Below are 21433 nucleotides of genomic sequence, written 5' to 3'. Positions count from 1 at the left end.
GACACCGACGCGGCGCGGCGGAACCCCGGACACCGACGCGGCACGGCGGAACCCCGGACACCGACGCGGCACGGCGGAACCCCGGACACCGACGCAGCACGGCGGAACCCCGGACACCGACGCAGCACGGCGGAACCCCGGACACCGACGCAGCACGGCGGAACCCCGGACACCGACGCGGCACGGCGGAACCCCGGACACCGACGCAGCGCGGCGGAACCCCGGATACCGGTGCGCCGCCGTGTAGCGCGACGCGGCTGGTGAATGTGCGGCGCAGTCAGCGGGCGTCGCATGGCGCGGGTGTCCGATGCTGCGGGTGTCTCACGCGGACTGGGATGGCCGGTGGGTCAGGGACTGAGCAGGAGGCCGCTGGTGAGGGCGCCTTGGCCTACGTTGACTACTGGGCCGGCGCCGGGGACGGCGAAGCGGAGGTAGGCGCCGGATGGTGTGCCGCCGAAGAGGTACGGCGCGATGCAGAACGGCACGTCGGCCTCGCAAACGTCACCCGTGGCCATCTCGACGAACTGCATGGTGAGGCGGTCGACGGGGATGTAGGCCTGCAGGATGTGACCACCCTCGGCGATCGCGGCGTCGAGCGCGGCGAGCCAGGCTTCGGACGATACCTCGGGTCCGACGACGACGCCCACGCCGCCGTACGCTCCGGAGGGCTTCAGCACCAGCCGTTGCTGGTCGGCGATCGCGCGGTCGCGGAGGTCGGGCGACAGCACCTCGGTTCGTGGGACGTGTCGTCGTACGACGGCCGCGTCTTCAGCAGAAAGCGAATCCAGGTCGTCCCAGAGCCAGGCGAAGATCGCCTTGCTGGCCAGGAGCCAGCTGGCGGTGGGGGTGAACATGCGGACCGCGCCGGACCGCACGGCGGTCGCCAAGGCGTCGAGACCGGCGCTCGGTTTGGTGCCTTGCGGGACGAACATCCGCAGTACGGCATCGATCGGGCCGTCGTCAACGCAGAGTCGGCCGGCGTCGTCGAGGGTCAGCCACTCGACCGGAAAGACCCGCATGTCCAGGCCGAGCTGGCGGCCGCGATCGCTGAACGGCTCAAGCAGTTTGATCATCGCCAATCCGTCTTGTGAACCCGGGTAGGTTCCGCCGGTGGTGAAGATCATCGCGAGCCGGTCCTCGCCGGTCAGGTGCAAAGCCGCCCGTACTGCCTCGTAGCGCGCGTCGACCGCGGACGGCAGCGTCTGCAAGCCGATCGGTGACAGCACCGGGTCACCGTCGTACGCCGACAGAAAACGTTGCCCCACTCCGTCGGAGTCGTGGGCGCCACCCAAGGCGCTGTCGATGTTCGCCTCGACCACGTACGGCGTGCCGTCCGCCAGCAGGATGTCCGCCCGCACACCGCCGAGCAGCTCATCGCTCAGCGGCAGATCCTCGTCGAGCAGATCGATGTACCCGGTCGGCATCTCCAGCGCACGCCGCAACCCGCCCGCAGTCGTTGCCCGGCGCAAACATGCGGCCAGGATCAACCGGGCGACAGTCGCCGAGATGTCCGTCATCGAGCGATAAGCAGACGCCGTCATGATCGGTGGCCGCAGCGGCCGCCACTCCTTGTTGTGCGTGGCGACTCCGTCGTACACCTGCCGCCACGACTCCACTCCGCGCGCGAGTAACGCCATACGGACGGTCTCGGGAAAGGAAGGCCACAGATCCGTCATCGTTCCTCCAGTACGGCGTGAATCGCGGTGACCAACTGGTCTCGACCGGGCTGGACCGCGCGGTCCAGAGCCAGAGCGAAGGGCAGAACTGCTCCGTCCGGCCTGGTGACGCGGCGGGGTGGTGCGTCGAGGTCGAAGCGTTCGGCGGCGACCGCGAGAACCTCGGCCGCGAACCCGCTGGTCCGATTGGAATCGTCGATCACCACCAGCCGGCGGGTCTTCGCCACGGACTCCGCCAGACCGTCGACGTCCAGCGGATATACGGTCCGCGGATCGAAGACTTCGATCGAGATGCCAAGGCTCGACAGCTCGTCTGCGGCCGCGAGCGCATCATGGACCAGGTGGCCGAGGGCAACGACTGTCACGTCGGTCCCGGCCCTGGCGATCCGGCCGACGCCGAGAGGTACGGGCGCGAGAGTCGAGAAGTCGACATCGTCGCGGACACCGAGCGCCCCCGATGGCGCGAAGACGACGACCGGATCGTCATCCCGGATCGCTGACACGAGCAGGCCGTAGGCATCGGACGGTGTTGCCGGTACGACAGTCTTCACGCCGACATGAGCGAAGAGCGAGTAAGGGTGGTCTGAATGTTGTCCTGCCCAACCAGTGCGTGAGCCTGAGCCCGGGACGACGTACGTCACTGGGACCTTGCACTGGCCGCCGGTCATTAAGGAGAACTTGTGCGCCTGGTTGACGATTTGCTCGAAGACCAGGAACAGCAGCGACGGGATCTGGAACTCGATCACCGGTCGCAGGCCGGCCAGCGCGGCACCGGTGGCGAAGTTGGTGAACGCTTGCTCGGACAGCGGAGTGTCCAGGACCCGGTCCGAGCCGAAGCGTTCGTACAATCCGGCCGTGACGTTGGACGCCGCGGCCCGGATGTCCTCGCCGAGCAGGAACACCGATGGATCGACGGCCAGTTCGTCGCCGAGGGCGCGGTTGAGTGCCTTGAGATAGGACAGCTTCATCGCATCACCTCCGGGGACGCGTAAAGGTAGGCGAGCGCGGCGGCCGGGTCGGGATGGGCGCTGCCCAGCGCGATCCCGGCCGCCGCGTCGAGCAGGGCCTCGACTTCCGCATCCACGTCCGCCCGATCCACAGCGGTCAGCCGTGCGCCCTGGATCTCCACTGGGTCCCGCGACCGCCCAGCGGAGACTTCTTCGGTCGTGCGGTAGGTGAGCCTGGCCCGGTGTTCGAAGGTGTGGTGCGCGTCGAAGCGGTACGTCGTACATTCGAGGAACGTCGGGCCCTTGCCGGACCTTGCTCTGCCGACCGCGGATTTCGTTGCTGCCAGCACCTTTTCTGGGTCCTGGCCGTCGATGGTGAACCCCGGGATGCCGAAGGCCTGCGCCCGGGCGGTGACGCTGCCGGCAACGGCTGACTCCACTGGCATGGTGGTCGCGTAACCGTTGTTCTCGCAGACGAAGATCACCGGGACCTGCCAGAGCGCGGCGAGGTTGAATGCCTCCAGCAACATGCCTTCGTTCATCGCGCCGTCGCCGAAGAAGGTGGCCGCGACCGTGTCCCGGCCTTGCCGGCGAGCGGCCCAGGCGGCGCCGGTGGCGATCGAGCCCGCGGCGCCGACGATTGCGTTGGCGCCGAGGATGCCGAGGCTGAAGTCGGCCGCGTGCATGGAGCCGCCGCGGCCCTTGTTCAGGCCGGACTCCCGGCCCATCAGCTCAGCGAAGAGGCGGGCCGGATTCACGCCGCGGGCCAGCACATGGCCGTGGCCGCGGTGGGTGCTGGTGATGACGTCCGATGGGCCGAGCGCCGCGCAGACGCCGGCAGCAATCGCTTCCTGCCCGATGTAGGGGTGGATGCCGCCGTCGATCTCACCGGACCGGACGAAATCGATCGCGCGCTCCTCGAAGCGGCGGATCAGCCGCACGGTCCGGTAGAGATCTTGGCTCGTCATGGTCAGCCCAAGACCGCTGGCTGAAGCAGTACCGCGGCCAGGATCGCGTCCCAGAGCCGGGCGCGGGCGGCGAGGGCGTTGTTGATGGTGTCCGCGCAGGCCTCCCACTTGGCCGGGTCGTCACCGCAGAGATCGGTCACCATCTGCATCGCCATCGGCGTGTGCTGTTCGCCGTCCACCTCGATGTGCCGCTCGAGGTAGTCGACGAAGGTGTTGAGCTTGTTGGACCGCTCGTTCACCGCGACCACCTGGGTGAACATGTCCGGGATCAGGTCCTCCCGGCCGAACGCGAACGCGGCCGCCTGGCAGTGGATCGGCGCGTTCTCGATGATGTCCCAGGTCGTCCCGGCGAAGTCGATCGACGCCTGCGGCGCGCCGGCCGCGTGCAAGGACTCGACGACCGGCCGGCCATCGCGCAGCAGGTCGATCAAACCTGAGATGGCGCTGGTGTCCGCGCCGGCCTCCGTCATGCCGCTGACATAGAGCTCGAAGTGGCTGATGAACCCGTCACCCAGCTCGTCGCTCTCCTCGACCATCACGATGTCGTTGATCAGCCGGGGCTGCTGGTGTGCGCGGTCGGGATCCAGGGCACGGTGACGCAGGTGAGCTCGCGCTGGAGTGACTTCAGCAAGGACATGAAGTCCCACACCGCGAACACGTGGTGCTCCATGAAGGTGACGAGGGCCTCGTGCGTGTCCAGGTTGGCGTAGAGCGGGTGCTGCACGACCTTCTCGCGCGCCTCCGTGACCGCCTTCTCCAGCTGTTCAATGCCCGGGTGGGTCTGACCCCAGTCGTAACGTGACATGTGCTGTTCTCCTAGCGGTCGGCCCAGAGCGTTGGGCAGAAGTCGGGGTCGGCGTAGTCGGGCCGGCCGTCGGGCGTCCGCCGTACCAGGACGTCGTGGTTGTACGACGCCAGAGTCCCGTCGGACAGCGGGAACTTGCGGTACTGGTTGTCGCCGTCCTGCAGGTGCAGCGAGATCGCGCGGCGCGGGCCGTCGCTGAGGTTCGCGCCGCTGCCGTGGTAGGTGCGGCAGTGGTGGAAATTCATGTGGCCGCGCGGGATGGTGATCGGGATCTTGACCACCTCGGCGTCGTTGTAGGCAGCGTTTTCTACGAGCATCTGGTCCAGCTGCGAGCGATCGCGTTCGGCGAAGTGGCGGACGACCGTGTCGTCGGAGCCGATCTCCTGCCAGCGGTGACTGCCGTCGACCATGGTGATCGTTCCCATCTCCGGCGGGCAGTCGTGGAACGGGATGAACGCGGTCAGCATCCGGTCCGACGACGAGGACGACCAGTAGTGCTTGTCGAAGTGCCAGGGCACGATGTTCGACGGTTCACCGTGGATCGGCGGCTTGTAGATCAAGGTGGACTGGAAGATCCGGATCTCGTCAGTCTGCGCGAGCCGGGCCGCGACCGCGCCGATCAGCGGCTTGCGCAGGATCTTCGCCAGACCGTCATGCTCGTAGTGAACGTAGTCATTGTGCCGCTGGACGTCGCCCTTGGACGGATCCCAGTAGGCGAGCTTCGGTGGTGCCGTCGGCAACGTCCGGTCGCGTTCGCCGGCGTAGTAGCGCTCGCTGGCGTTGACGAGCTCCTCGGTCTCCTCGTCGGTGAGGAGTTTCTTCGACAGATACCAGCCGTGCTGGTTGTAGAAGGCAACATCCTCGTCGGTCGGGAGGAGTTCGATCTCTTCGGCTGACAGTTTGAAGGTCCTGTACTTTTTGATGCTCTCGCTGCGCTCGATCATGAGGCTCCTGCCAACTCGCGTTCCTTGGCTTCGTAGAGGGCCTTGATGTTGCCGCTGCCGAACGTCATCGCGCCCCGCCGTTCGATGATCTCCAGGAACAGCGTGCGGCGGACGTGCATCGACTCGGTGAAGATCTGCAGCAGCTGTCCCCAGTGGTCGCGGTCGACCAGGATGCCCAGCTCCTGCAGGTCCTCGATCGGGGTGTCGATCTCACCGACCCGGTCGGGCAGCGCCGTGTAGTACGTCGACGGCGTACCGAGGAAGTTGACGCCGCGGCCGGCCAGGGTGCCGACCGCCTCGACGATGTCGCTGGTGCGCAGGGCGATGTGCTGGACGCCGGCGCCCGCGTGCCAGCTGAGAAAGTCGTTGATCTGGCCCGGTCGCCGGTTCGGGTCCGGCTCGATCAGGGTGAAGGTGACGTGCTTGGACGGGCTCTGGACGACCTTCGAATCCATCCCCTGGCCGGCGACTTCGATGTACTCCTCGAAGATCCGCGGGAAGCCGAACACGTCCTCGTAGAACTTCGCGGTCGGCTCGAGGTCGCCGGACGGCACGCAGATCGCCAGGTGGTCGATTTCGCTGAACAGTTTCTCGTCCGGGCCCTTGGCCGGCTCAGCGATGTGGATCCGGCCGGGAAGGAACTCGTGCCGCGGTCCGTGCCGCTCGACCAGCCGATGGACAACGTCACCAAAGCCGGCCACCTCCGCGATCACCACGGTGGTGTCGCCACCCTCGTAGCGGGCCGGCGCCTGGAGTCCTTCGGCGCCTCGGGCAACCAATTCGCCGTACGCCGCCGTCGCGTCGTCGACCTCGAGTCCGACGATCGCGACGCCGTCACCGTGGCGCTGCACATACGCCGCAGCCGGGTGATCCGCGGCCAGGCCGGACGTCAGCACGATCTGTACGGCGTCCTCGCGCAACAGCAGCGATCGCTGATCCGGCAGGCCCGTCTCTGGTCCACCTTGACCGTGGATCTGCAGGCCGAATGCGTGTCCCAGATAGAACGCGGCCTGCCGAGCGTCGCCCACGTACAACTCCACGTGGTCGATCCCGTAGATCTCCATCACTCATTCACCTCACTGTTGATCTGTCGACGCTCCGGCGTACTGGCGGTGCCGAGGAGCAGGCTCACGTTCTGGCCGCCGAACCCGAACGAGTTCGACAGGGCGTAGTCCAGGCGCACCTCGCGCGGTTCCTTGCGGACGTGGTCCAGCGGGCAGGCCGGATCCGGATCGTCGAGGTGGTACGTCGGTGGCACCAGGCCGATGTTGACGGCGAGCGCGGTTGCCGCGGCTTCCACCACGCCTGAGGTGCCGAGCATGTGACCGGTCAGGGCTTTCGTTGAACTTACTGCGGGTGAGTTGTCGCCGAAGGCGAGACCGATGGCGACCGATTCGGCGACGTCGCCGAGCTTGGTGCTGGTGCCGTGGGCGTTCACGTAGCCAACGTTTGCTGGGTCGATTGCTTTGAAGGCCTTTCGCATGCACTCGGTGGCGCCGGTCCCGTCGGGTCGCGGTGCGGTCGGGTGGTGCGCGTCGGCGTTGACGCCGTACCCGGCGATGTCGGCGTACCCACGAGCCTGTCGCTTGGCGGCGTGGTCAACGCTTTCTAGGACGAGCAGTGCGGCACCTTCGCTGAGGACGAACCCGTTACGCCGCAGGTCGAACGGGCGACTCGCCTCGATCGGGTCGTCCCAGCCGCGTGCGAGCGCCCGGGCGTTGGCGAACGTTTCCGCAAACGTCGGGAACAGCGGCGCCTCGCTAGCACCGGCCAGTACGACGTCCACCTCGCCGGAGCGGATCAGGCGGACCGCGTCGGCGATCGCCTGCGCTCCCGAGGCGCACGCCGTACCGACTGAGGAGGTGTAGCCGCGCAGGCCGAAGCGGATCGCGACGCGGGCGGCGGGCATGTTCGGGAGGATGCCGGTGAGCAGGTACGGGCTGACCGCAGCGCGTCCTCGTTCGGCTCGGGCGAGGACTTGCTGTTCGAGGGTTGCCATGCCGCCGACGCCGCCGATGATGGCGCCGATGCGGTCGGGGTCGACGTTGTCGCCGATGATCAGGCCGGCGTCGGCGAGCGCTGCCTCGGCAGCGAGTTGGGCGAGGATGACGGTGCGGTCCATCACCTTGCCGTCGGGGCCGGAAGCGATCGTGCCGGGATCGATCGGCGGGAGGATGCCGGCGAGCTCGATGGAGTTTGCGATCGGATGGTCCGCGGGAGGTTTGACGATGCCCGATCGCCCCTGCAGCAAGGCATCCCAGACGGAATGGACGCTGAGGCCGACGGGGGTGAGCAACCCCATCCCGGTGATCGTCACCCCACCGGCCGAGCCAGTTGCGCGGGCGTCCGCGATCATGCGCGCGCACCCGTCAGGCGTGCTTCCCGGAGCGCGACTTTGCGGACCTTGCCGGTCACCGTGACGGGCACGTCGTCCTCGCCGACCACGCTGACCCTGCGGATGATCGCCGCCACCTCGTCGCCGACGGCCGCCTTCACAGCGGCGGTCCGGTCGGCCTCCGGTGCGTCCGCGGCCAGTTCCAGCAGGACGTCGGCGACGTATTCACCGTTCTCCTGAACGATGATCACCGTGCAGTCGACGACTTCGGGGAGAGCAGCGAGGATGCGTTCCTCGGACATCGAGGTGAAGAGTTGCGGGCCTTCGAAGCCGGCGACGGCGTCGGGGACGCGGTCGAGGTGGAAGTAGTGGCCGGTGACGTCGCGGTAGACCAGGTCGCCGGTGAGGAACCAGCCGTTGAGCCGGAAGCGGTACGTGTTCACCGAGTCGTTCCAGTAGCCGGGTGATACTGATGGCGACCGGAAGCCGAGGAGGCCGACCTTGCCGGATGGGAGTTCCTCGCCGGTGGAGCTGAGGACGGCGGCTTCGGCGAACTGGTACGGCTTGCCGATGCAGCGGCCGTAGTGGTCGCTTTCCATGGTGTGCGTGATGTGGAAGCCGTTGTGCCCCATCTCGCTGGAGCCGAGGCCGTCGACGAAATGCGATCCGCGGACCGTCGTACGCCCGTCCCGGGTGACGATCTCACGGGTGCCGACGGCAACGAGTTTGCGGATGTGCGGTTCGTGCGCACAGTCGCCGGTGTTGAACCACATCCGCACCGAGTCCAGATCGTGCTTGGCCAGGTCCTCGCGAGCCAGACCCGACCAGGTGACGGCGAATCCGTAGACGGCACGTGGCTTCCAGCGTTCGATCTGCCGCAGCACCGTCGGGGCGTCCTGGCTGGAGAGCAGCAGCATCTCGGCGCGGTTGCCGAGAACCTGGTTGACCATCAGGATCGTTGCGGTGTGCGGAATCGGGAGGGCGTTGAGGATCCTGTCAGTGCCCTGCGCCTGAGGCATGGTGAGCAGGTGTTTGAGTGCGGCGTACAGCGTGGTGTGGGTGTGCATAACGGCCTTGGGTACGCCGGTTGTGCCGCTGGTGTGCGTGATCGCGATCGGGTCGTCGCGGTGGTGGCGATAGTGCTCGGGCGCCTTGGCCGGATCGGTGCCGAGGTCTTTCGGTTCTGCCAGGACATCTGTGTGCAGCAGCGGCTTGTGCGCGGCATCCGCCAGTACGGCGGTCACGCGCAGGCGGCGGATGTACTCCTCCGCGATGGGTGGCGCCATCTTGCCGTTGAGCAGGGCGGGGATCGCACCGAGTCTTGTCAGGGCGAGGAAGCTGAGAACGATGTCCTTTGCCTCGGTGGCCCAGATGGCGACGACGTCGCGGCGACCGATGCCGCGCTCGTGCAACCACGCCGTACGGGCTTGGACGCGGTCGTCGAGTTCGCCGAGGGTCAGCGGGTGTTCGGCCGGATAGTGGTCGACCGCGGTGTCGAAGGTCAGGCCGGGACCGTCCGGATCGGCGCCATGGGCAAGCACCGTGGCGAGTACGTTGCCGGCTCCGATGTTCGGATCCGCGGCCAGTCGGGCTCTCAGGCTTTTCATGTCAGGTCTCCCCCACTTACCAACAGGGCGGCGGCTTGTACGCCGGTGATTTGCACGATCAGGACTTGGTCGGCGTCGCCGTCGCCGATCAGCAACGCGGCTTCGTCGAGGCCGCCGTCAGTCACAGCGACGACCGGGCCGCGGAGGTTCCACTTCGCGGCGATCAGGCCGGCGACGCTGTTCGGCACGGATTGGAAGAAGAACAACGGTCCTATCCGTTTGCCGTCGGCAACAGCTTGGCGAACGTGTGCTGCGCTGACGTGATCACCGCTGCTCTCGATCACGATCCCTGTCGCCTCGCTCGGCTGGTGATGCTGAAGGCAACGATCCGCGACGACCGCGGCCAGCGGATTGAACGTCGACAAGACAAACCCAGGCAGTGCCGGCACGACGTCGTCACCCGGCTCCGGCCAGTGAGCCTCGGCGAGCACGACAAGCTCGGGGGTTTCGACAAGCTGACTCATCCCGCACGCACCACCAGAGCCGTGTTCGCCCCGCCGAACGCCGAGTTCAATGTCATCCCGTACGGCGAACCCGCCGGCTGCGGCGCATCAAGAATCAGATCGAGCGCGCAGTCAGGATCAGGTGCCAGAAGCCCCGCATTGACAGGCAGTTTGCCGTCCCTCAGCGCCTGGACGGTCACCACGAGCTCGACGAGCCCCGAGGCTTCCAACGCATGCCCATGCACAGCCTTGGTCGAACTCACCGGCGGACTATTAGCGAACACTGCGTTGAGCGCCGCCGCCTCCGCCGCGTCGCTGTAGTTGGTGCCGGTGGCGTTGGCGTTGATGTAGGCGATGGCGTCGGGTGGGAGGTTGGCTTTCCTGAGAGCGGCTTGGATTGCGGTGGCCAGGCCGCGGCCGTCGGGGGCGGGTTGGCAGGGGTGGTGGGCGTCGCCGGCGCGGGCCCAGCCTGCTAGTTCGGCCAGGCCTTCGCCTGCTTGCAGGACTACCGCGGCTACACCGTCACCGAGGAGGGTGCCCCGGCGGTTGAGACTGAAGGGGCGGACGAAGCCGTCGTCGGACAGCGCGCGGCCGGCGTCGAAGAGGGCGTACTGGTGGGGCTCGACGAGGTAGCCGGCTGCGACGACGATGCGGTCGGCGCGACCGGTGCGGATCAGCGTTGCGGCGTCGGCGACCGCCGTACTGGCTGAGACGCAGGCGCTGGTGTAGACGCGGCGCTGGCCGAAGTCGCGGGAAGGGGCGGTGTGGAGGGCGAGCAAGAGAGGGGTCGTACTGCGGTCTACGCCTGCTTGACCGCAAGCGTTTGCTATCGCGAGATCCAGCTCCTCCTCGAGCGTGCCGACGTCAACTGCGGTTGCGGCGTGGTGGACACGGCGGTTGCCGGTGTCGAAGCGCTCGACCTCGGTGAAGGCCGCTGTACTCGCCAACTGCGCTTCGGGACCGCGGCCGAGTGCGGTCAGGATCGAGAGGCCGGTAATGGAAACCGGTCGGGGTTCAGACATGGCTGGTCAGCACCTCGGCCAGTACGGCGACGGCGTCGTCGACGGTGGCGATGCGTTCGAGCTGGTCGTCGGGGAGCTCGACGCCGTACCGCTGCTCGACCTGATGGACCAGCCAGGCCAGCTCCATCGAGTCGATCCGCTCGGCGCCGGGTGGGCGCTCGCCGAGACCGGCCAGCCAGTCGATGATCTCTGCCCGCCCGGGCGGGGGTGGCATCAGGGTCATCAGACCTGCTGTGCGACTCGGCCGGCTACCTCGGTGGTGAACTCGCCGACCGTCATCAGCGCGAGCTGCTCGGACTCGTCGTCGGAGAACCGGACGCCGAACCGGTCCTCGACCCGGACGGACAGGTCCGCGAGCGCGAGCGACTCCAGGTCGACGCCGGCCGGGCCGAGGGTGGTGTCGTCGTCGACGCCCTCGGTGTCGTAGTTCATGTCCTGCAGTTGCGCGATGACGAATGCGCGTACCTCGTCCTTCATCGGGTTACCTTCTTTCGGTGGACGGTCGGGTAAATCTGTGGGTGGCGCCGGCCGGCGAAGACCAGCGCGCGACAGCTCAAAACCTGTTGCTGGACCTCGCCGGCTTGCTGGTCAACCAGCCAGAGCTCCGGTACGAGCCGAGCGGCCGCCCGTACGTCGATGGGCTGGCGGTGAGCATCAGCCACAGCCGCGAGCTGGTCGCGGTGGCCGCTGCGCTCTCCGGGCCAGTGGGTGTCGACGTCGAGGACGTCTACCCGCGTGAGGTGAGCGCTCTGGCTCAGCGGTGGTTCGGCGCCGAGGAGCTTGCCTGGATGGCGGCGCAGCCCGACGAGCTGACGGCGTTCCTGCACCTGTGGGCGGCGAAAGAGGCGGTCGGCAAGGCACTCGGCTTCGGTCTGAGGAAAGGCGGGTTGCGGCGTCGCATGCCGCTGCCTGTTCCTCCGGGACAGGAGCAGAGTCTGGCTGCTGGACTTGTGCCCGCCGAGCCCACGCTTGCTGTCGTGCATGTGCCTGTCAGCGAGGGAGTCGTGCTTGCGGTTGCTCTGCCGGTTGGAGCCTCCGATGTGCTCCTGGTCGAGTTTCACGGCGCTGCCTTGCGGAGGACGGTCAAGTCGCGGACCAGTTTCCCGGTGGTTGTGCGGGGCAACTGATCGAGGATGTGCAGGGTCCGGGGACGCTTGTAGGCGGCCAGGCGCTGGGCCAGGTCGGCTTCCAGGTGGTCGCGGTCGCGGCGTTCCCGCAGTTGCACGTACGCGGTGATCGAGCCGTCGAAGACGACAACCGCGGCTTCGACCCCGCGGAGCGTGCCCAAGGTGTACTCGACCTCGGTCAGATCGACCTTCAACCCGCCCACCGACACCTGGGAGTCCAGGCGGCCTCTGATGGTGACGAGTCCGGTCGTCGGGTCGACCGCGCCGGCGTCGCGGGTGTGCAGCCAGCCATCGGACCAGCGAGCCGGATCAGAGAGCCCCAAGTACGGCGATTCCGGCCGCCGAACGTGGAGTTCGCCGTCGACCTCACGGACCTCGATGCCCGGGGCCGGCCGGATCGCGGGCCGGTGAACGCCTGCCAGGTCGGTGCCGATGACCCCGACCTCGGTCATGCCGTACATGTTCGCGAGCGGTACGCCGTACTTGATCTCGAACGACTGCGACACAGATGCCGGCACGAGCTCGCCGCCGGTCGTCATCCGCTTGAACTGCGGCAGGTTCGGCGGGCGCTGGACGGACGCGAGCAGCCCGATGTGGAACGGGACGCCGAGCACGGTCGCCGGGGTCCGCCCGGACGCGATTGCCTGGACAATCGCGTCACCGGTGAGGCGCGCCGGAGGGACCAGCTCGACGCCGGCGTGCAGGCCGTAGAGCAGCCCGCCCACCAGACCGAGCACGTGCACCATCGAAGGCAGCAGGATCAACCGCTCACCTCGCAGCGGTACGCCGTCGATCCGCGTGTACCGCAGCACTTCCTCGACCAGGTCCTCCGCGGTCCGGCCGATCACCTTCGACGGCCCGGTCGACCCCGAGCTCAGCTGTACGACGGCATGCGTCGTACCGGCGGGATGACCGGAGTAGCTCGCCACCGCGGTGTCGACCTCGAAGAAGGTACGCAGGCCGGCCGGGATCGGCCGCTCGGGCTCCACCACGACCTGCGGGACCAGTCGTTCGATCGCGCGCCGGACCTCGTATTCGGTCAGCCGGTGGTCCAGCAGGATCGCCTGACCGCCGCTGCGCCACACCGCCAGTAAATGTGTCACGAACGCCATTGATGGCGGTAGCCTCAATGCCGCGGCCCCACCGGGCCGCAAACCAGCTTCTGCCAGTTCGGATTGCCGATCGCGAACCAGCCGGCGCAGTTTCGCCCGGTCAATCGGAACCGAGGTCCCGTCCGCGGGCTGCGTCAATCGAAAGCAGATATCGTTGGCCGGACCGGCCAGCAGCACCTCGTCGACCCACTGGGCACCCTGGCTGATTCCAGGCACCACGACAGCACCGTCCATGGTCATCCGAACTCCAAAAACCGTTACAGACAAAGGATTCGAAGACCAGAACCCCCACCAAGGCCTGGCGATGACGCGACGATACGACACGATCACGCAACTGCGCTATGCACTGGAAGTAGTACTTCAATTACCGCCGGCGACGGCATTCTTCGTCGATTGAATACAAACCATGGAAACCGCTGTCAGTGGTTAGGAATTCAAACCCTCACAATACCCGGCGAAGGTTTGCCCGCAGTCCGCACAAAAGAAAACCCCCGGCATTCGGAATGCCGAGGCGGAAAAGAAGAGGTCAGGCCGTTGCATCCAAGGCCGTCAGGCCGGTGCACCCAAGGTTGTCAGGGCGGTCGCGACCCGGCCCTGCGCGGCCTCGAGGGCGGCTCGGGCCTCGGCGATCGGTGAACCGGTCAGCAGGTGAACCAGGGCCGGCTTCAGTTCGCCCTCGGCGGCGGCCAGGGCGGCTTCGCAGGAGTCGGCGTCGGCGCCGGTCGCCTCGGCCAGGATGCGGAGCATGCGGCCGCGCAGCTTCTTGTTGGTGGCGACCAGGTCGACCATCAGGTTGGACCAGGTGCGGCCGAGCTTGATCATCAGCGTCGTCGAGAACGCGTTGAGGATCATCTTCTGCGCCGTCCCGGCCTTCAGCCGGGTCGACCCGGCGATGACTTCGGGCCCGGTGTCCGCGGCGATCACGATGTCGGCGAGCGGGGCCAGCGGCGCGGCCGGGTTCGACGTCACCAGCACGGTGGTCGCGCCCGCCTTCCGAGCCGCCTTCAGCGCTCCGGCGACGTACGGCGTACTCCCGGAAGCGGCCAGGCCGATAACGATGTCCTGAGCGGTGACAGCGACGGCGTCGGCCGCGCCGCCGTCCTCGGAATCCTCGACGTTCTCGACCGCGCGGAGCAGCGCATCCATCCCGCCGGCGTGATGGGCGACCACCAGCCCCTCAGGCGCATGGAAGGTGGGCAGCAGCTCAGCCGCATCCAGTACGGCGAGGCGACCCGACGTACCGGCGCCGAAGTAGTGCACCCGGCCGCCGCCGCGGACCGCCTCGACGGCGGCATCCACGGCGCGGGCCAGCTCAGGGATCACCACGCCGACAGCACCGGCCACCCGAGCGTCCTCCGAGTTGACCATCTGGAGGATCTCGGCGGTGCCCACCGCATCAATGGCGAGCGTCCTGGGGTTGCGCTGCTCAGTCGGCGTGGTCACAGCTCCGATGTTAGTTTCCTACTGAAGGTTTTTCAATTCTGTTGATCCTTGACGGAAGGCTCATTCCGATCCCTTCAGCCGGTGCCCACGGACCGCGCTCGCAGTCTCCTCGAGCGCCTTGCGCGCATCCGGCAGCACCTGCTGAGCGACACCGATGAACAGGCAATCGATCACTGTCAGCTGCGCGATCCGGCTCGCCATGGCGCCGGACCGGTACGTCGTCTCGCGGGCCGCCGTGGTCAGCACCAGATCCGCCGTCCGGGCCAGGGGTGAACGGGGGAAGTTGGTCACCGCGACCGTGGTGGCGCCGTGCTTGGCGGCCTCCTCGAGCGCCTCGACGACCTCGACCGTCGTACCGGTGTGGGAGATGCCGATGGCAACATCACCCTCGCCGAGCAGGGCCGCACTGGTCAGCGCGATGTGCACGTCCGACCACGCGAAGGCGACCCGGCGGATCCGGTGCAACTTCTGCTGCAGGTCGAACGCCACGAAGGCGCTCGCGGCGAAGCCGTAGATGTCGACCCGTGACGCCTTGACGACCGTGTCGACAACCTTGGCCAGGGTGTCCACGTCCACCTGCTGGGCGGTCTCGCGGACCGCCCGCTCGTCGGCGAACGCCACCTTGCTGACCACATCGGCCAGGGAGTCACCCGGCTCGATGTCACCGCCGACCTCGGGCCGTACGCTCTCCCGCGCCGACTGGGCCGCCAGCTGCAGGCGGAGCTGCGGATAGCCGGGGACGCCGATCTGCTTGCAGAACCGGATGACTGTGGTCTCCGAGGTGGACGCCACATCGGCCAGTTCTGAGATCGTCATCGCCGCCACTCCGCCCGGGTCCGCGAGGACCGCGTTCGCCACCCGCTGCTCGGCCGGCGCCAGCGCGGGCATCACCGCGCGGACCCGGACCAGCAGCGGCCCCGTGGGTTCTGGAGAGGAAACTGAGTTCATGACAGCACGGTACGGCGACTATGCACGAAGTGGGGTCACCGACGCGAAAGTCTCCAACCTGTGGCCGTAAATGATTCCGGCGATCGTTCACCGTCGAGAAGAAGACCATCCTCACTCGTGATCTTCACACCGTCGACATACACCCCACGGCCCTGGTACAGCGGGTCGGACGTGTAGCGCCACCTGATCGTCTGGTCACCGGCGGCGAGATCGGCGAAGACCTGGTGCCAGTGCCGGTCGCCGGAACCGCTGATGGTCCCGTCGGTGTCGATCACGGATCCCCGGTCTAGAACGGTAAACGGCACCTTCGTCCAGGTCGTCCCGTCGGTCGACGACTCCAGATACAGCAAGTCGCTGTCCTCGGTGTCGACGAACAGGTCGAAGGTCAACTTAGCGCCCGTCGCGGGCGCCGCGACTCTTGTTGCGAGGGTGGTGGTTGTGCCATCCGTCGTACCGGAGAACCAGGCGTCCTTGCCGTGCCGCGGGCCGACGCCGAGGGCGAGCGCAAGGCCTTGGACGACGGCACGCCGGGCCGGGTTGTTGCTGCCCCAGTTGCGATTCGGGTGGACCCGGTTGGTGAGCAGGATCGCGAACGAGCGGGAGTCGAAATCGATCACTATCGACGTTCCGGTATAGCCCGTGTGACCCGCCGTCCGCGGACCCGACAGGCCGCTCATGTACCAGCGCTGGTTGAGCTCGAAGCCGAGGCCGTGGTCGTTGCCGGGGAAGGCCTGGTTGAAGTTCGTGATCATCGCGGTGACCGACGATTCCTTCAGGATCCGGGCGCCGCGGTAGCTGCCGCCGTTCAGGAACGTCTGGGCCAGGGTTGCCATGTCGTCGGCGGTGCTGAACACGCCGGCGTGACCGGCGACGCCATCCAGCGACCAGGCGTTCTCGTCGTGCACCGAGCCCCAGACCATGCCGCGCGGTGGCGAGGTCTGGTACTCCGTCGCGGCGATCCGTGGCTTCTTCTTGGCCTCCGGGTTGTAGCCGGTGTCCTTCATCTGCAGCGGTTTGGTGATGCCGTCGGCAACCAACTTGTCGAGCGTCTTGCCGGTCACCCGGTGCGCGACCTCGCCGAGGGAGATCAGATTCAGGTCGCTGTAGAGGTACTTCGTCCCGACCGGGCTGGTCGGGGTCGCGGTCAGCGCCATGTGGAGCCGGGACGCCGGGTCCGGCTGGGCGCTCCACAACGGCAGCCACGCGGGCAGACCGGTCGTGTGGGTCAACGCTTGCCGGATGGTGATCGATTGCTTCCCGTTCTCGGCGAACTCCGGGACGTACGTCGCGATCGGCGTGTCCAGCCCGACCTTGCCCTTTTCGGCCAGCTGCATCACCACGATCGAGGTGAACAGCTTGGAAACCGATGCCATGTCGAAGATGGTGTCGGTGCGCATTGGGATCTGCTGATCGGCCGGCAGCTCGGTTCCGTTGCCGTCGGCATACTTCAGCGCCATCCCGGTCGCCGTCTTCGTCACCACCTTGCCGTCATGGGCGAGCAGGGTGACCGCGCCGGCGTACAGCGGCTTCGCCGTACCGTTCGGGCGGGTCCATGCGTCAACCTGGGCCAGCGCGGCGTCGATCGGTGCGGGATCGAGACCGGCCTTCTCGGGGGTCGAGTCGCGTAACAGGGTCGTCTTCGGCGCGTACCCGTCGTACGGACGGTCGAACCGGCCGGATCTGTTGCCGTCGGCAACTGCAGGGGTCGTCATGGCGAGCATCACAGTGGAGACTATCGCGATTCCCAGGACTCGTTTCACCGATGAGCTCCCTTGTACAGCAGGTACTTCGCCCGCCGTGCGGTCCAGGCGTCGGTCTCCGGCTGCCAGGCCGCGACGATCTCCTCGGCCGTCGCACCGGCGGTGAGCATGGTGCGGAACCGGTCCGAACCGGTGAGCAGGTCGATCCACCGGCCGGGCGGATTCTCGGCCCGCCAGGCGAACTCCGGGTAGAGCTTGCGCGCTTCGACGATCATGTGTGTCGCCGCAGTGATCGCTTCCACCGCATGCGGGTCGGTGATCTGCACTTGGACGCCGCCGCAGAGAATGTTTGCGTTCTTGCTGATGAACGGCGTGAAGTACGCCTCGCGGAAGTCCACTCCCGGCAGGTTCTTCGCCTGCAACGCCTGCGCCCACCGATAGTCGACGTACGGCGCCCCGATCAGCTCGAACGGCCGCGTCGTGCCGCGGCCCTCGGACATGTTTGTCGCCTCGAACAGGCACATGCCCGGGTAGAGCAGCGCGGTGTCCGGCGTCGGCATGTTCGGGCTCGGCATCACCCAGGTCAGGCCGGTGTCGTCGTACAGCTGATCCCGCTTCCAGTTCTTCACCTGGATGACCTGCAGCTCCTTGAGCCGCGCGCCGTTCGCGTCGAGCGGGAGGTACTCGGCGTTGAACAGCCGGGCCAGCTCGCCGACCGTCATACCGTGCTGCTGGATGATCTCCTCCTTGCCCACGCCGGAGGTGTAACCGGGCTTGAGCATCGGACCCCGCGCGTACCCACCGACTGGATTGGGACGGTCGAGTACGACGAAGCGCGCGCCGGTGCGCACGGCCGCGATCATCGCCTCGTACATCGTCCAGATGTAGGTGTAGAACCGCGCACCGACGTCCTGGATGTCGAAGACAACGGTTTCTACGCCGGACTTGGTGTAGAGGTCGGCGAGTTTGGTCGCGGTCGCGCCATAGGCGTCGTACACCATGATCCCGGTGCGCGGGTCGATGTGGTCCTGCTCGGAACCGCCGGCCTGCGCCGTACCGCGGAAGCCGTGTTCGGGGCCGAAGACCGCGACGACGTTGACCTTCCCGGACGCGTGCATGGCGTCGACGATGTGGGTCAGGTCGGGCAGGATGCCGGTCGGGTTGCTGATCACGCCGACCTTCTGCCCGGACAGTGCCCGCCAGTCGTCGGCGGCCAGCACCTCTGCGCCAGTCATCGTTTTCCGTTGCGTCGTCGCTTGGGCGGCCTGGGCTGCTTGCAGGTCGATCAGCGGGGCTGCGGCGAGCGCGCCTGCGCCGGCAATGAGAGAACGTCGCTTCATATCAACTCAATCCGTGGCCGAAGGGGTAAAGGGGCTTCGCCGGGTTGCCGGCGACCGGGATGTCGACGGGCAGCTTGCCGGTCGGCGTGATCTCGCCGTACAGGACCTTGGCCAGCGACTCCATCGAGACCGCCGCGTAGCCGTAGGTGGCGAGGTACGTCGGCGCCTCGTCGAAGTACGCGATGTCATACGGGTCCCGGACCGCCACCACGATCACAGTCTTGCCGGTCGCGAGCAGGCCTTTCACCAGCTTCTGCTGCTTCGCCGCCTTGTCGGTGACGGTGGTGTCCCAGGCCTTCATCGTCGTGACCACCGTGACATCGTTCTGCTGCGCCTTCGCTATGGCGTCCGCGATGGCGGCGTCGGACGGTGCCGCACCGGTCTGGGCGACCGTCGTCGTGGCTCCGCGCTTCGCCAGGCTGTTGGCGAGGGATTGTGTTGTACTCACGCCCCAGCCGGTGACGAGGATCTTCCGGGGCTCGGCGCTCAGCGGCACGGTGCTGGTGTTGTTCTTCACCAGCGTGACGCTCTTGTCGACGATCTGCTGCGCGCTCGCGAGGCTGGCCGGCGTACCGACCGTGGTGGCGATCTTCGAGACGTCGACGAGCGGGTTGAACAGCACGCCGTTCTTCAGCTTCAGCAGCAGGATCCGCATCAGGCTCTCGTCGATCCGCCGCTCACTGATCCGGCCCGAGCGTACGGCGTCCAGGACCGCGTTGAACTGCAGATCCGGAGCCGGCGGCAGCAGCAGCTGGTCGGCGCCGGCCTCGATCGCGCGGACGGCCACCTCGGCATCGCCGTACTGCAGCCGCACCGCGGCCATCTCCAGCGCGTCGGTGATGATCAGGCCCTTGAAGCCGAGCTGGTTGCGCAGTACGCCGGTCAGGATCGGCTTGCTCAGCGTCGCCGGAACCCCGGTCGGGTCGAGCGACGGAACCACGATGTGCGCGGTCATGATCGAGTCGATGCCGGCCTTGATCGCGGCCTTGAACGGCGGCGCGTCGATCGTGTTCCACTCCGTGAGGGTGTGGTTGATCGTCGGCAGCGCGGTGTGGCTGTCGTCGCGGGTGTCGCCGTGGCCGGGGAAGTGCTTCGCGGTCGCCATGATGCCGGCGTCGCGCTGGTAGCCCTGGACCTGGGCGACCGTCATGTCGGCGACGAGCTGCGGGTTGGACGAGAACGACCGTACGCCGATGACCGGGTTGAGCGCGTTCACGTTGACGTCGGCGACCGGGGCGTAGTCCTGCCGGATGCCCATCGCCTTCAGCTCGCGGCCGGTGATGCCGGCGGCGGTCCGGGCGTCGGCCGTGTCGCGGGTCGCGCCGTGCGCCATGTTGCCGCCGAACTGCGTGGCGGGCGGGCCGATCCGGACCACGACGCCCTGCTCCTGGTCGGTCGCGATGGTCAGCGGTACGTGCAGGCCGGTGTTGACGGCGGCGGTTTGCAACTGGTTCGAGTACGTCGCCAGCTGGGTCGGGCTCTCCACGTTGCCGCGGGCATTGAAGTAGATCCACCCGCCCGGCTTGTACTTCGCGATCACCTCAGCCGGCGTGGCAACGCCGTACAGGCTGGTGTTGCGTGTGTCGGGCTTGTTCGCGTCCGGCCCGTAGGCGAACAGGACGAACATCTGCCCGACCTTCTCCTCCAGCGACATCCCACGGATCGACTGCGCGATCCGCGCGGTATCGGAGGCCTCGTCCGGCAGCTCGGGCGGCGGCGCGCTCTGAGCCGTGGACACCCCCACCCCGGCGAGCACTGTTGCGGTAGCGATCCCGACAAGACTCAATCGGCGCAAGGCGGACATGGCAGACCCCCTACAGGTAATTGAATTACAGGCGCTCCCCCGCGACGCGAAAGTTACCCACGACACCCGAAGGAATCAAGGGGAAGCCACTAACTGACGGTCTGTAGTCGGCGTTCAACTGGGGGGTGGGGCTGTGGTGGCGCCGGGGTGGAGTTTGGCGGGGACCAGTTGGGGTGGGAGGGGGTCGGCGCCTTCGAGTTGGCGGATGAGGGCTTCGGTGCCTAGCTGGCCGAGTTCGGGGCCGGGGGTGCGCATGATGGTGAGTTCGGGGTTGGTGAGGGCGGCCATTTCGGGGGCCATCAGCAACGGCAGGACCGAGATGTCCTCGGGGATTCGGCGGCCGAGGCGGTTCAGGCCGGAGACGGCGCCGAGGGCGGCGAACTCGTTGACTATCAGTACGGCGGTCGTCTCCGGGTGGTCGCGGACGAGCCGGGCCATGGCCTCCTGGCCGGCCAGCGTCGAGCCGGAGGACTCCATGACGACCGTTTCGATGCCGTACTGCGGAGCGATCCGGCGGTAAGCGGCTTCGGAGCGGACATAGGGGCCGTAGGTGCTGAACAGGGGATCGTTGAGGTTGCCCGAGATCAGCGCCAACCGCCGATGCCCAAGGCCGTACACGTACTCGACCGCGTCCTCGACCGTCTGGTCGAAGTCGATGTCGACATGCGACAGCCCCTCCAGTGCGCTAGTACGCCCGATCATCGCGAACGGCGTACCTGTCTCCCGAAGGACACTCACACGTGGATCGTCCAGCTGGACCTCCATCAGTACGACGCCATCGACCAGGCCCTGGCCTACCAGCTCAGTCAGCTCGCTGCCGTCGTTGCCGACCGGCCAAAGCACCAGGTGATAGTCCTGCTTGCGGGCCGCGTCGGCGGCGCTGGTGAAGAACTCCGCGGCCGAGAAGCCGAACTTGTGGTCCAGCGCCGGATACGCCATCGCGATGATGTGCGTACGGCGGCTGGCCAGCGCCCGGGCCACCACGTTCCGGCGGAAACCGAGCTCCGCCATCGCCTGCTCGATCTTCGCCCGGGTCGCCGCGGTCACCGGCTTGGTGTCGTTCAGCACGAAGGAGACGGTCGCGATCGACACGCCCGCGCGCTGCGCAACGTCCCGCATGGTCACCATCTGATCGGAACCTCCTTCGAGCTCTTGACAGCAGTGTGACGTAGGGAACATAGTCCTTGGACACCTCAGTTAAGCGGTTTACCG

Annotated in this window: 19 protein-coding genes and 1 pseudogene; 1 reads left to right on the top strand and 19 read right to left on the bottom strand. The window is 67.3% G+C overall.

Annotated features, from left to right (window positions below; translation table 11 throughout):
• Positions 1-347: 347 nt before the first annotated feature.
• From EV646_RS12365 to EV646_RS12310, 12 genes and pseudogenes are all read right to left on the bottom strand, one after another.
• Positions 348-1637, bottom strand: coding sequence for a hypothetical protein (locus tag EV646_RS12365; RefSeq protein WP_241995810.1), 1290 nt, complete (start codon positions 1635-1637; stop codon positions 348-350).
• Positions 1638-1672: 35 nt separating this feature from the next.
• Complete coding sequence (locus EV646_RS12360) at positions 1673-2644, bottom strand: alpha-ketoacid dehydrogenase subunit beta (protein ID WP_132147759.1); 972 nt, start codon at positions 2642-2644, stop codon at positions 1673-1675.
• Positions 2641-3591 (bottom strand): thiamine pyrophosphate-dependent dehydrogenase E1 component subunit alpha, encoded by a 951-nt coding sequence (locus EV646_RS12355; RefSeq protein ID WP_132147757.1) that lies wholly within the window; start codon positions 3589-3591, stop codon positions 2641-2643. The genes EV646_RS12360 and EV646_RS12355 overlap by 4 nt, the downstream gene beginning before the upstream one ends.
• Positions 3592-3593: 2 nt before the next feature.
• A pseudogene (locus tag EV646_RS12350) lies at positions 3594-4261 on the bottom strand (DUF3050 domain-containing protein).
• Between the two features lie 146 nt (positions 4262-4407).
• The gene (locus EV646_RS12345) at positions 4408-5340 is read right to left on the bottom strand and encodes a phytanoyl-CoA dioxygenase family protein (protein WP_132147755.1); all 933 of its coding nucleotides are present in this window, start codon (positions 5338-5340) and stop codon (positions 4408-4410) included.
• A complete protein-coding gene (gene hppD / locus EV646_RS12340; protein ID WP_132147754.1) occupies positions 5337-6404 on the bottom strand; it encodes a 4-hydroxyphenylpyruvate dioxygenase in 1068 nt (355 codons plus the stop codon). Before hppD ends, EV646_RS12345 begins: the two co-directional genes overlap by 4 nt.
• Positions 6404-7696, bottom strand: coding sequence for a beta-ketoacyl-[acyl-carrier-protein] synthase family protein (locus EV646_RS12335; protein WP_132147752.1), 1293 nt, complete (start codon positions 7694-7696; stop codon positions 6404-6406). Before EV646_RS12335 ends, hppD begins: the two co-directional genes overlap by 1 nt.
• Complete coding sequence (locus tag EV646_RS12330; protein WP_132147750.1) at positions 7693-9282, bottom strand: class I adenylate-forming enzyme family protein; 1590 nt, start codon at positions 9280-9282, stop codon at positions 7693-7695. The genes EV646_RS12335 and EV646_RS12330 overlap by 4 nt, the downstream gene beginning before the upstream one ends.
• Positions 9279-9746 (bottom strand): hypothetical protein, encoded by a 468-nt coding sequence (locus EV646_RS12325; protein WP_132147748.1) that lies wholly within the window; start codon positions 9744-9746, stop codon positions 9279-9281. The genes EV646_RS12330 and EV646_RS12325 overlap by 4 nt, the downstream gene beginning before the upstream one ends.
• A complete protein-coding gene (locus EV646_RS12320; protein ID WP_132147746.1) occupies positions 9743-10747 on the bottom strand; it encodes a beta-ketoacyl synthase N-terminal-like domain-containing protein in 1005 nt (334 codons plus the stop codon). Before EV646_RS12320 ends, EV646_RS12325 begins: the two co-directional genes overlap by 4 nt.
• Complete coding sequence (locus EV646_RS12315; RefSeq protein ID WP_199236935.1) at positions 10740-10970, bottom strand: phosphopantetheine-binding protein; 231 nt, start codon at positions 10968-10970, stop codon at positions 10740-10742. The genes EV646_RS12320 and EV646_RS12315 overlap by 8 nt, the downstream gene beginning before the upstream one ends.
• Positions 10970-11224 carry an acyl carrier protein gene (locus tag EV646_RS12310; RefSeq protein ID WP_132147744.1) on the bottom strand — a complete coding sequence of 85 codons (255 nt, stop codon included), beginning with the start codon at positions 11222-11224 and terminating at the stop codon, positions 10970-10972. The genes EV646_RS12315 and EV646_RS12310 overlap by 1 nt, the downstream gene beginning before the upstream one ends.
• Positions 11225-11241: 17 nt before the next feature.
• Between EV646_RS12310 and EV646_RS12305 the strand changes: the two genes are divergently transcribed.
• On the top strand, positions 11242-11874 hold the full coding sequence (locus EV646_RS12305; RefSeq protein WP_158290949.1) for a 4'-phosphopantetheinyl transferase family protein: 633 nt from the start codon (positions 11242-11244) through the stop codon (positions 11872-11874).
• On the opposite strand, the gene EV646_RS12300 is transcribed toward EV646_RS12305, so the two are convergent.
• The 7 genes from EV646_RS12300 to EV646_RS12270 all read right to left on the bottom strand — a co-directional run bounded on the left by EV646_RS12300 (position 11805) and on the right by EV646_RS12270 (position 21349).
• Complete coding sequence (locus EV646_RS12300) at positions 11805-13220, bottom strand: class I adenylate-forming enzyme family protein (RefSeq protein WP_241995844.1); 1416 nt, start codon at positions 13218-13220, stop codon at positions 11805-11807. The genes EV646_RS12305 and EV646_RS12300 overlap by 70 nt on opposite strands.
• Before the next feature lie 315 nt (positions 13221-13535).
• Positions 13536-14429 carry an N-acetylmuramic acid 6-phosphate etherase gene (gene murQ, locus EV646_RS12295; RefSeq protein ID WP_132147738.1) on the bottom strand — a complete coding sequence of 298 codons (894 nt, stop codon included), beginning with the start codon at positions 14427-14429 and terminating at the stop codon, positions 13536-13538.
• Positions 14430-14489: 60 nt separating this feature from the next.
• On the bottom strand, positions 14490-15377 hold the full coding sequence (locus tag EV646_RS12290) for a MurR/RpiR family transcriptional regulator (RefSeq protein ID WP_132147736.1): 888 nt from the start codon (positions 15375-15377) through the stop codon (positions 14490-14492).
• Between the two features lie 35 nt (positions 15378-15412).
• A complete protein-coding gene (locus EV646_RS12285) occupies positions 15413-17137 on the bottom strand; it encodes a serine hydrolase domain-containing protein (RefSeq protein WP_241995808.1) in 1725 nt (574 codons plus the stop codon).
• Positions 17134-18417: an exo-beta-N-acetylmuramidase NamZ family protein gene (locus EV646_RS12280; RefSeq protein WP_132147733.1), complete on the bottom strand. Its 1284-nt coding sequence runs from the start codon at positions 18415-18417 to the stop codon at positions 17134-17136. Before EV646_RS12280 ends, EV646_RS12285 begins: the two co-directional genes overlap by 4 nt.
• Before the next feature lies 1 nt (position 18418).
• Positions 18419-20221, bottom strand: coding sequence for a glycoside hydrolase family 3 protein (locus EV646_RS12275; RefSeq protein WP_132147730.1), 1803 nt, complete (start codon positions 20219-20221; stop codon positions 18419-18421).
• Between the two features lie 114 nt (positions 20222-20335).
• Positions 20336-21349 (bottom strand): LacI family DNA-binding transcriptional regulator, encoded by a 1014-nt coding sequence (locus tag EV646_RS12270; RefSeq protein ID WP_132147727.1) that lies wholly within the window; start codon positions 21347-21349, stop codon positions 20336-20338.
• Positions 21350-21433 lie beyond the last annotated feature (84 nt).

Origin of the sequence: Kribbella antiqua, from assembly GCF_004345665.1 — a bacterium.
Classification (GTDB): domain Bacteria; phylum Actinomycetota; class Actinomycetes; order Propionibacteriales; family Kribbellaceae; genus Kribbella; species Kribbella antiqua.
Note: the sequence above shows the minus strand (reverse complement) of the source record. Positions and strands in the feature narration are given on the sequence as shown.

Excerpts from the sequence above, each read along its gene's own strand:
- EV646_RS12270 (WP_132147727.1), bottom strand. The coding sequence starts at position 21,349 with ATGGTGACCATGCGGGACGTTGCGCAGCGCGCGGGCGTGTCGATCGCG.
- EV646_RS12300 (WP_241995844.1), bottom strand. The coding sequence starts at position 13,220 with ATGGACGGTGCTGTCGTGGTGCCTGGAATCAGCCAGGGTGCCCAGTGG.
- EV646_RS12320 (WP_132147746.1), bottom strand. The coding sequence starts at position 10,747 with ATGTCTGAACCCCGACCGGTTTCCATTACCGGCCTCTCGATCCTGACC.
- EV646_RS12345 (WP_132147755.1), bottom strand. The coding sequence starts at position 5,340 with ATGATCGAGCGCAGCGAGAGCATCAAAAAGTACAGGACCTTCAAACTG.
- EV646_RS12275 (WP_132147730.1), bottom strand. The coding sequence starts at position 20,221 with ATGTCCGCCTTGCGCCGATTGAGTCTTGTCGGGATCGCTACCGCAACA.
- EV646_RS12360 (WP_132147759.1), bottom strand. The coding sequence starts at position 2,644 with ATGAAGCTGTCCTATCTCAAGGCACTCAACCGCGCCCTCGGCGACGAA.
- EV646_RS12325 (WP_132147748.1), bottom strand. The coding sequence starts at position 9,746 with ATGAGTCAGCTTGTCGAAACCCCCGAGCTTGTCGTGCTCGCCGAGGCT.
- EV646_RS12315 (WP_199236935.1), bottom strand. The coding sequence starts at position 10,970 with ATGACCCTGATGCCACCCCCGCCCGGGCGGGCAGAGATCATCGACTGG.
- hppD (WP_132147754.1), bottom strand. The coding sequence starts at position 6,404 with ATGGAGATCTACGGGATCGACCACGTGGAGTTGTACGTGGGCGACGCT.
- EV646_RS12290 (WP_132147736.1), bottom strand. The coding sequence starts at position 15,377 with ATGAACTCAGTTTCCTCTCCAGAACCCACGGGGCCGCTGCTGGTCCGG.
- EV646_RS12330 (WP_132147750.1), bottom strand. The coding sequence starts at position 9,282 with ATGAAAAGCCTGAGAGCCCGACTGGCCGCGGATCCGAACATCGGAGCC.
- EV646_RS12365 (WP_241995810.1), bottom strand. The coding sequence starts at position 1,637 with ATGGCGTTACTCGCGCGCGGAGTGGAGTCGTGGCGGCAGGTGTACGAC.
- EV646_RS12355 (WP_132147757.1), bottom strand. The coding sequence starts at position 3,591 with ATGACGAGCCAAGATCTCTACCGGACCGTGCGGCTGATCCGCCGCTTC.
- EV646_RS12280 (WP_132147733.1), bottom strand. The coding sequence starts at position 18,417 with ATGAAGCGACGTTCTCTCATTGCCGGCGCAGGCGCGCTCGCCGCAGCC.
- EV646_RS12310 (WP_132147744.1), bottom strand. The coding sequence starts at position 11,224 with ATGAAGGACGAGGTACGCGCATTCGTCATCGCGCAACTGCAGGACATG.
- EV646_RS12335 (WP_132147752.1), bottom strand. The coding sequence starts at position 7,696 with ATGATCGCGGACGCCCGCGCAACTGGCTCGGCCGGTGGGGTGACGATC.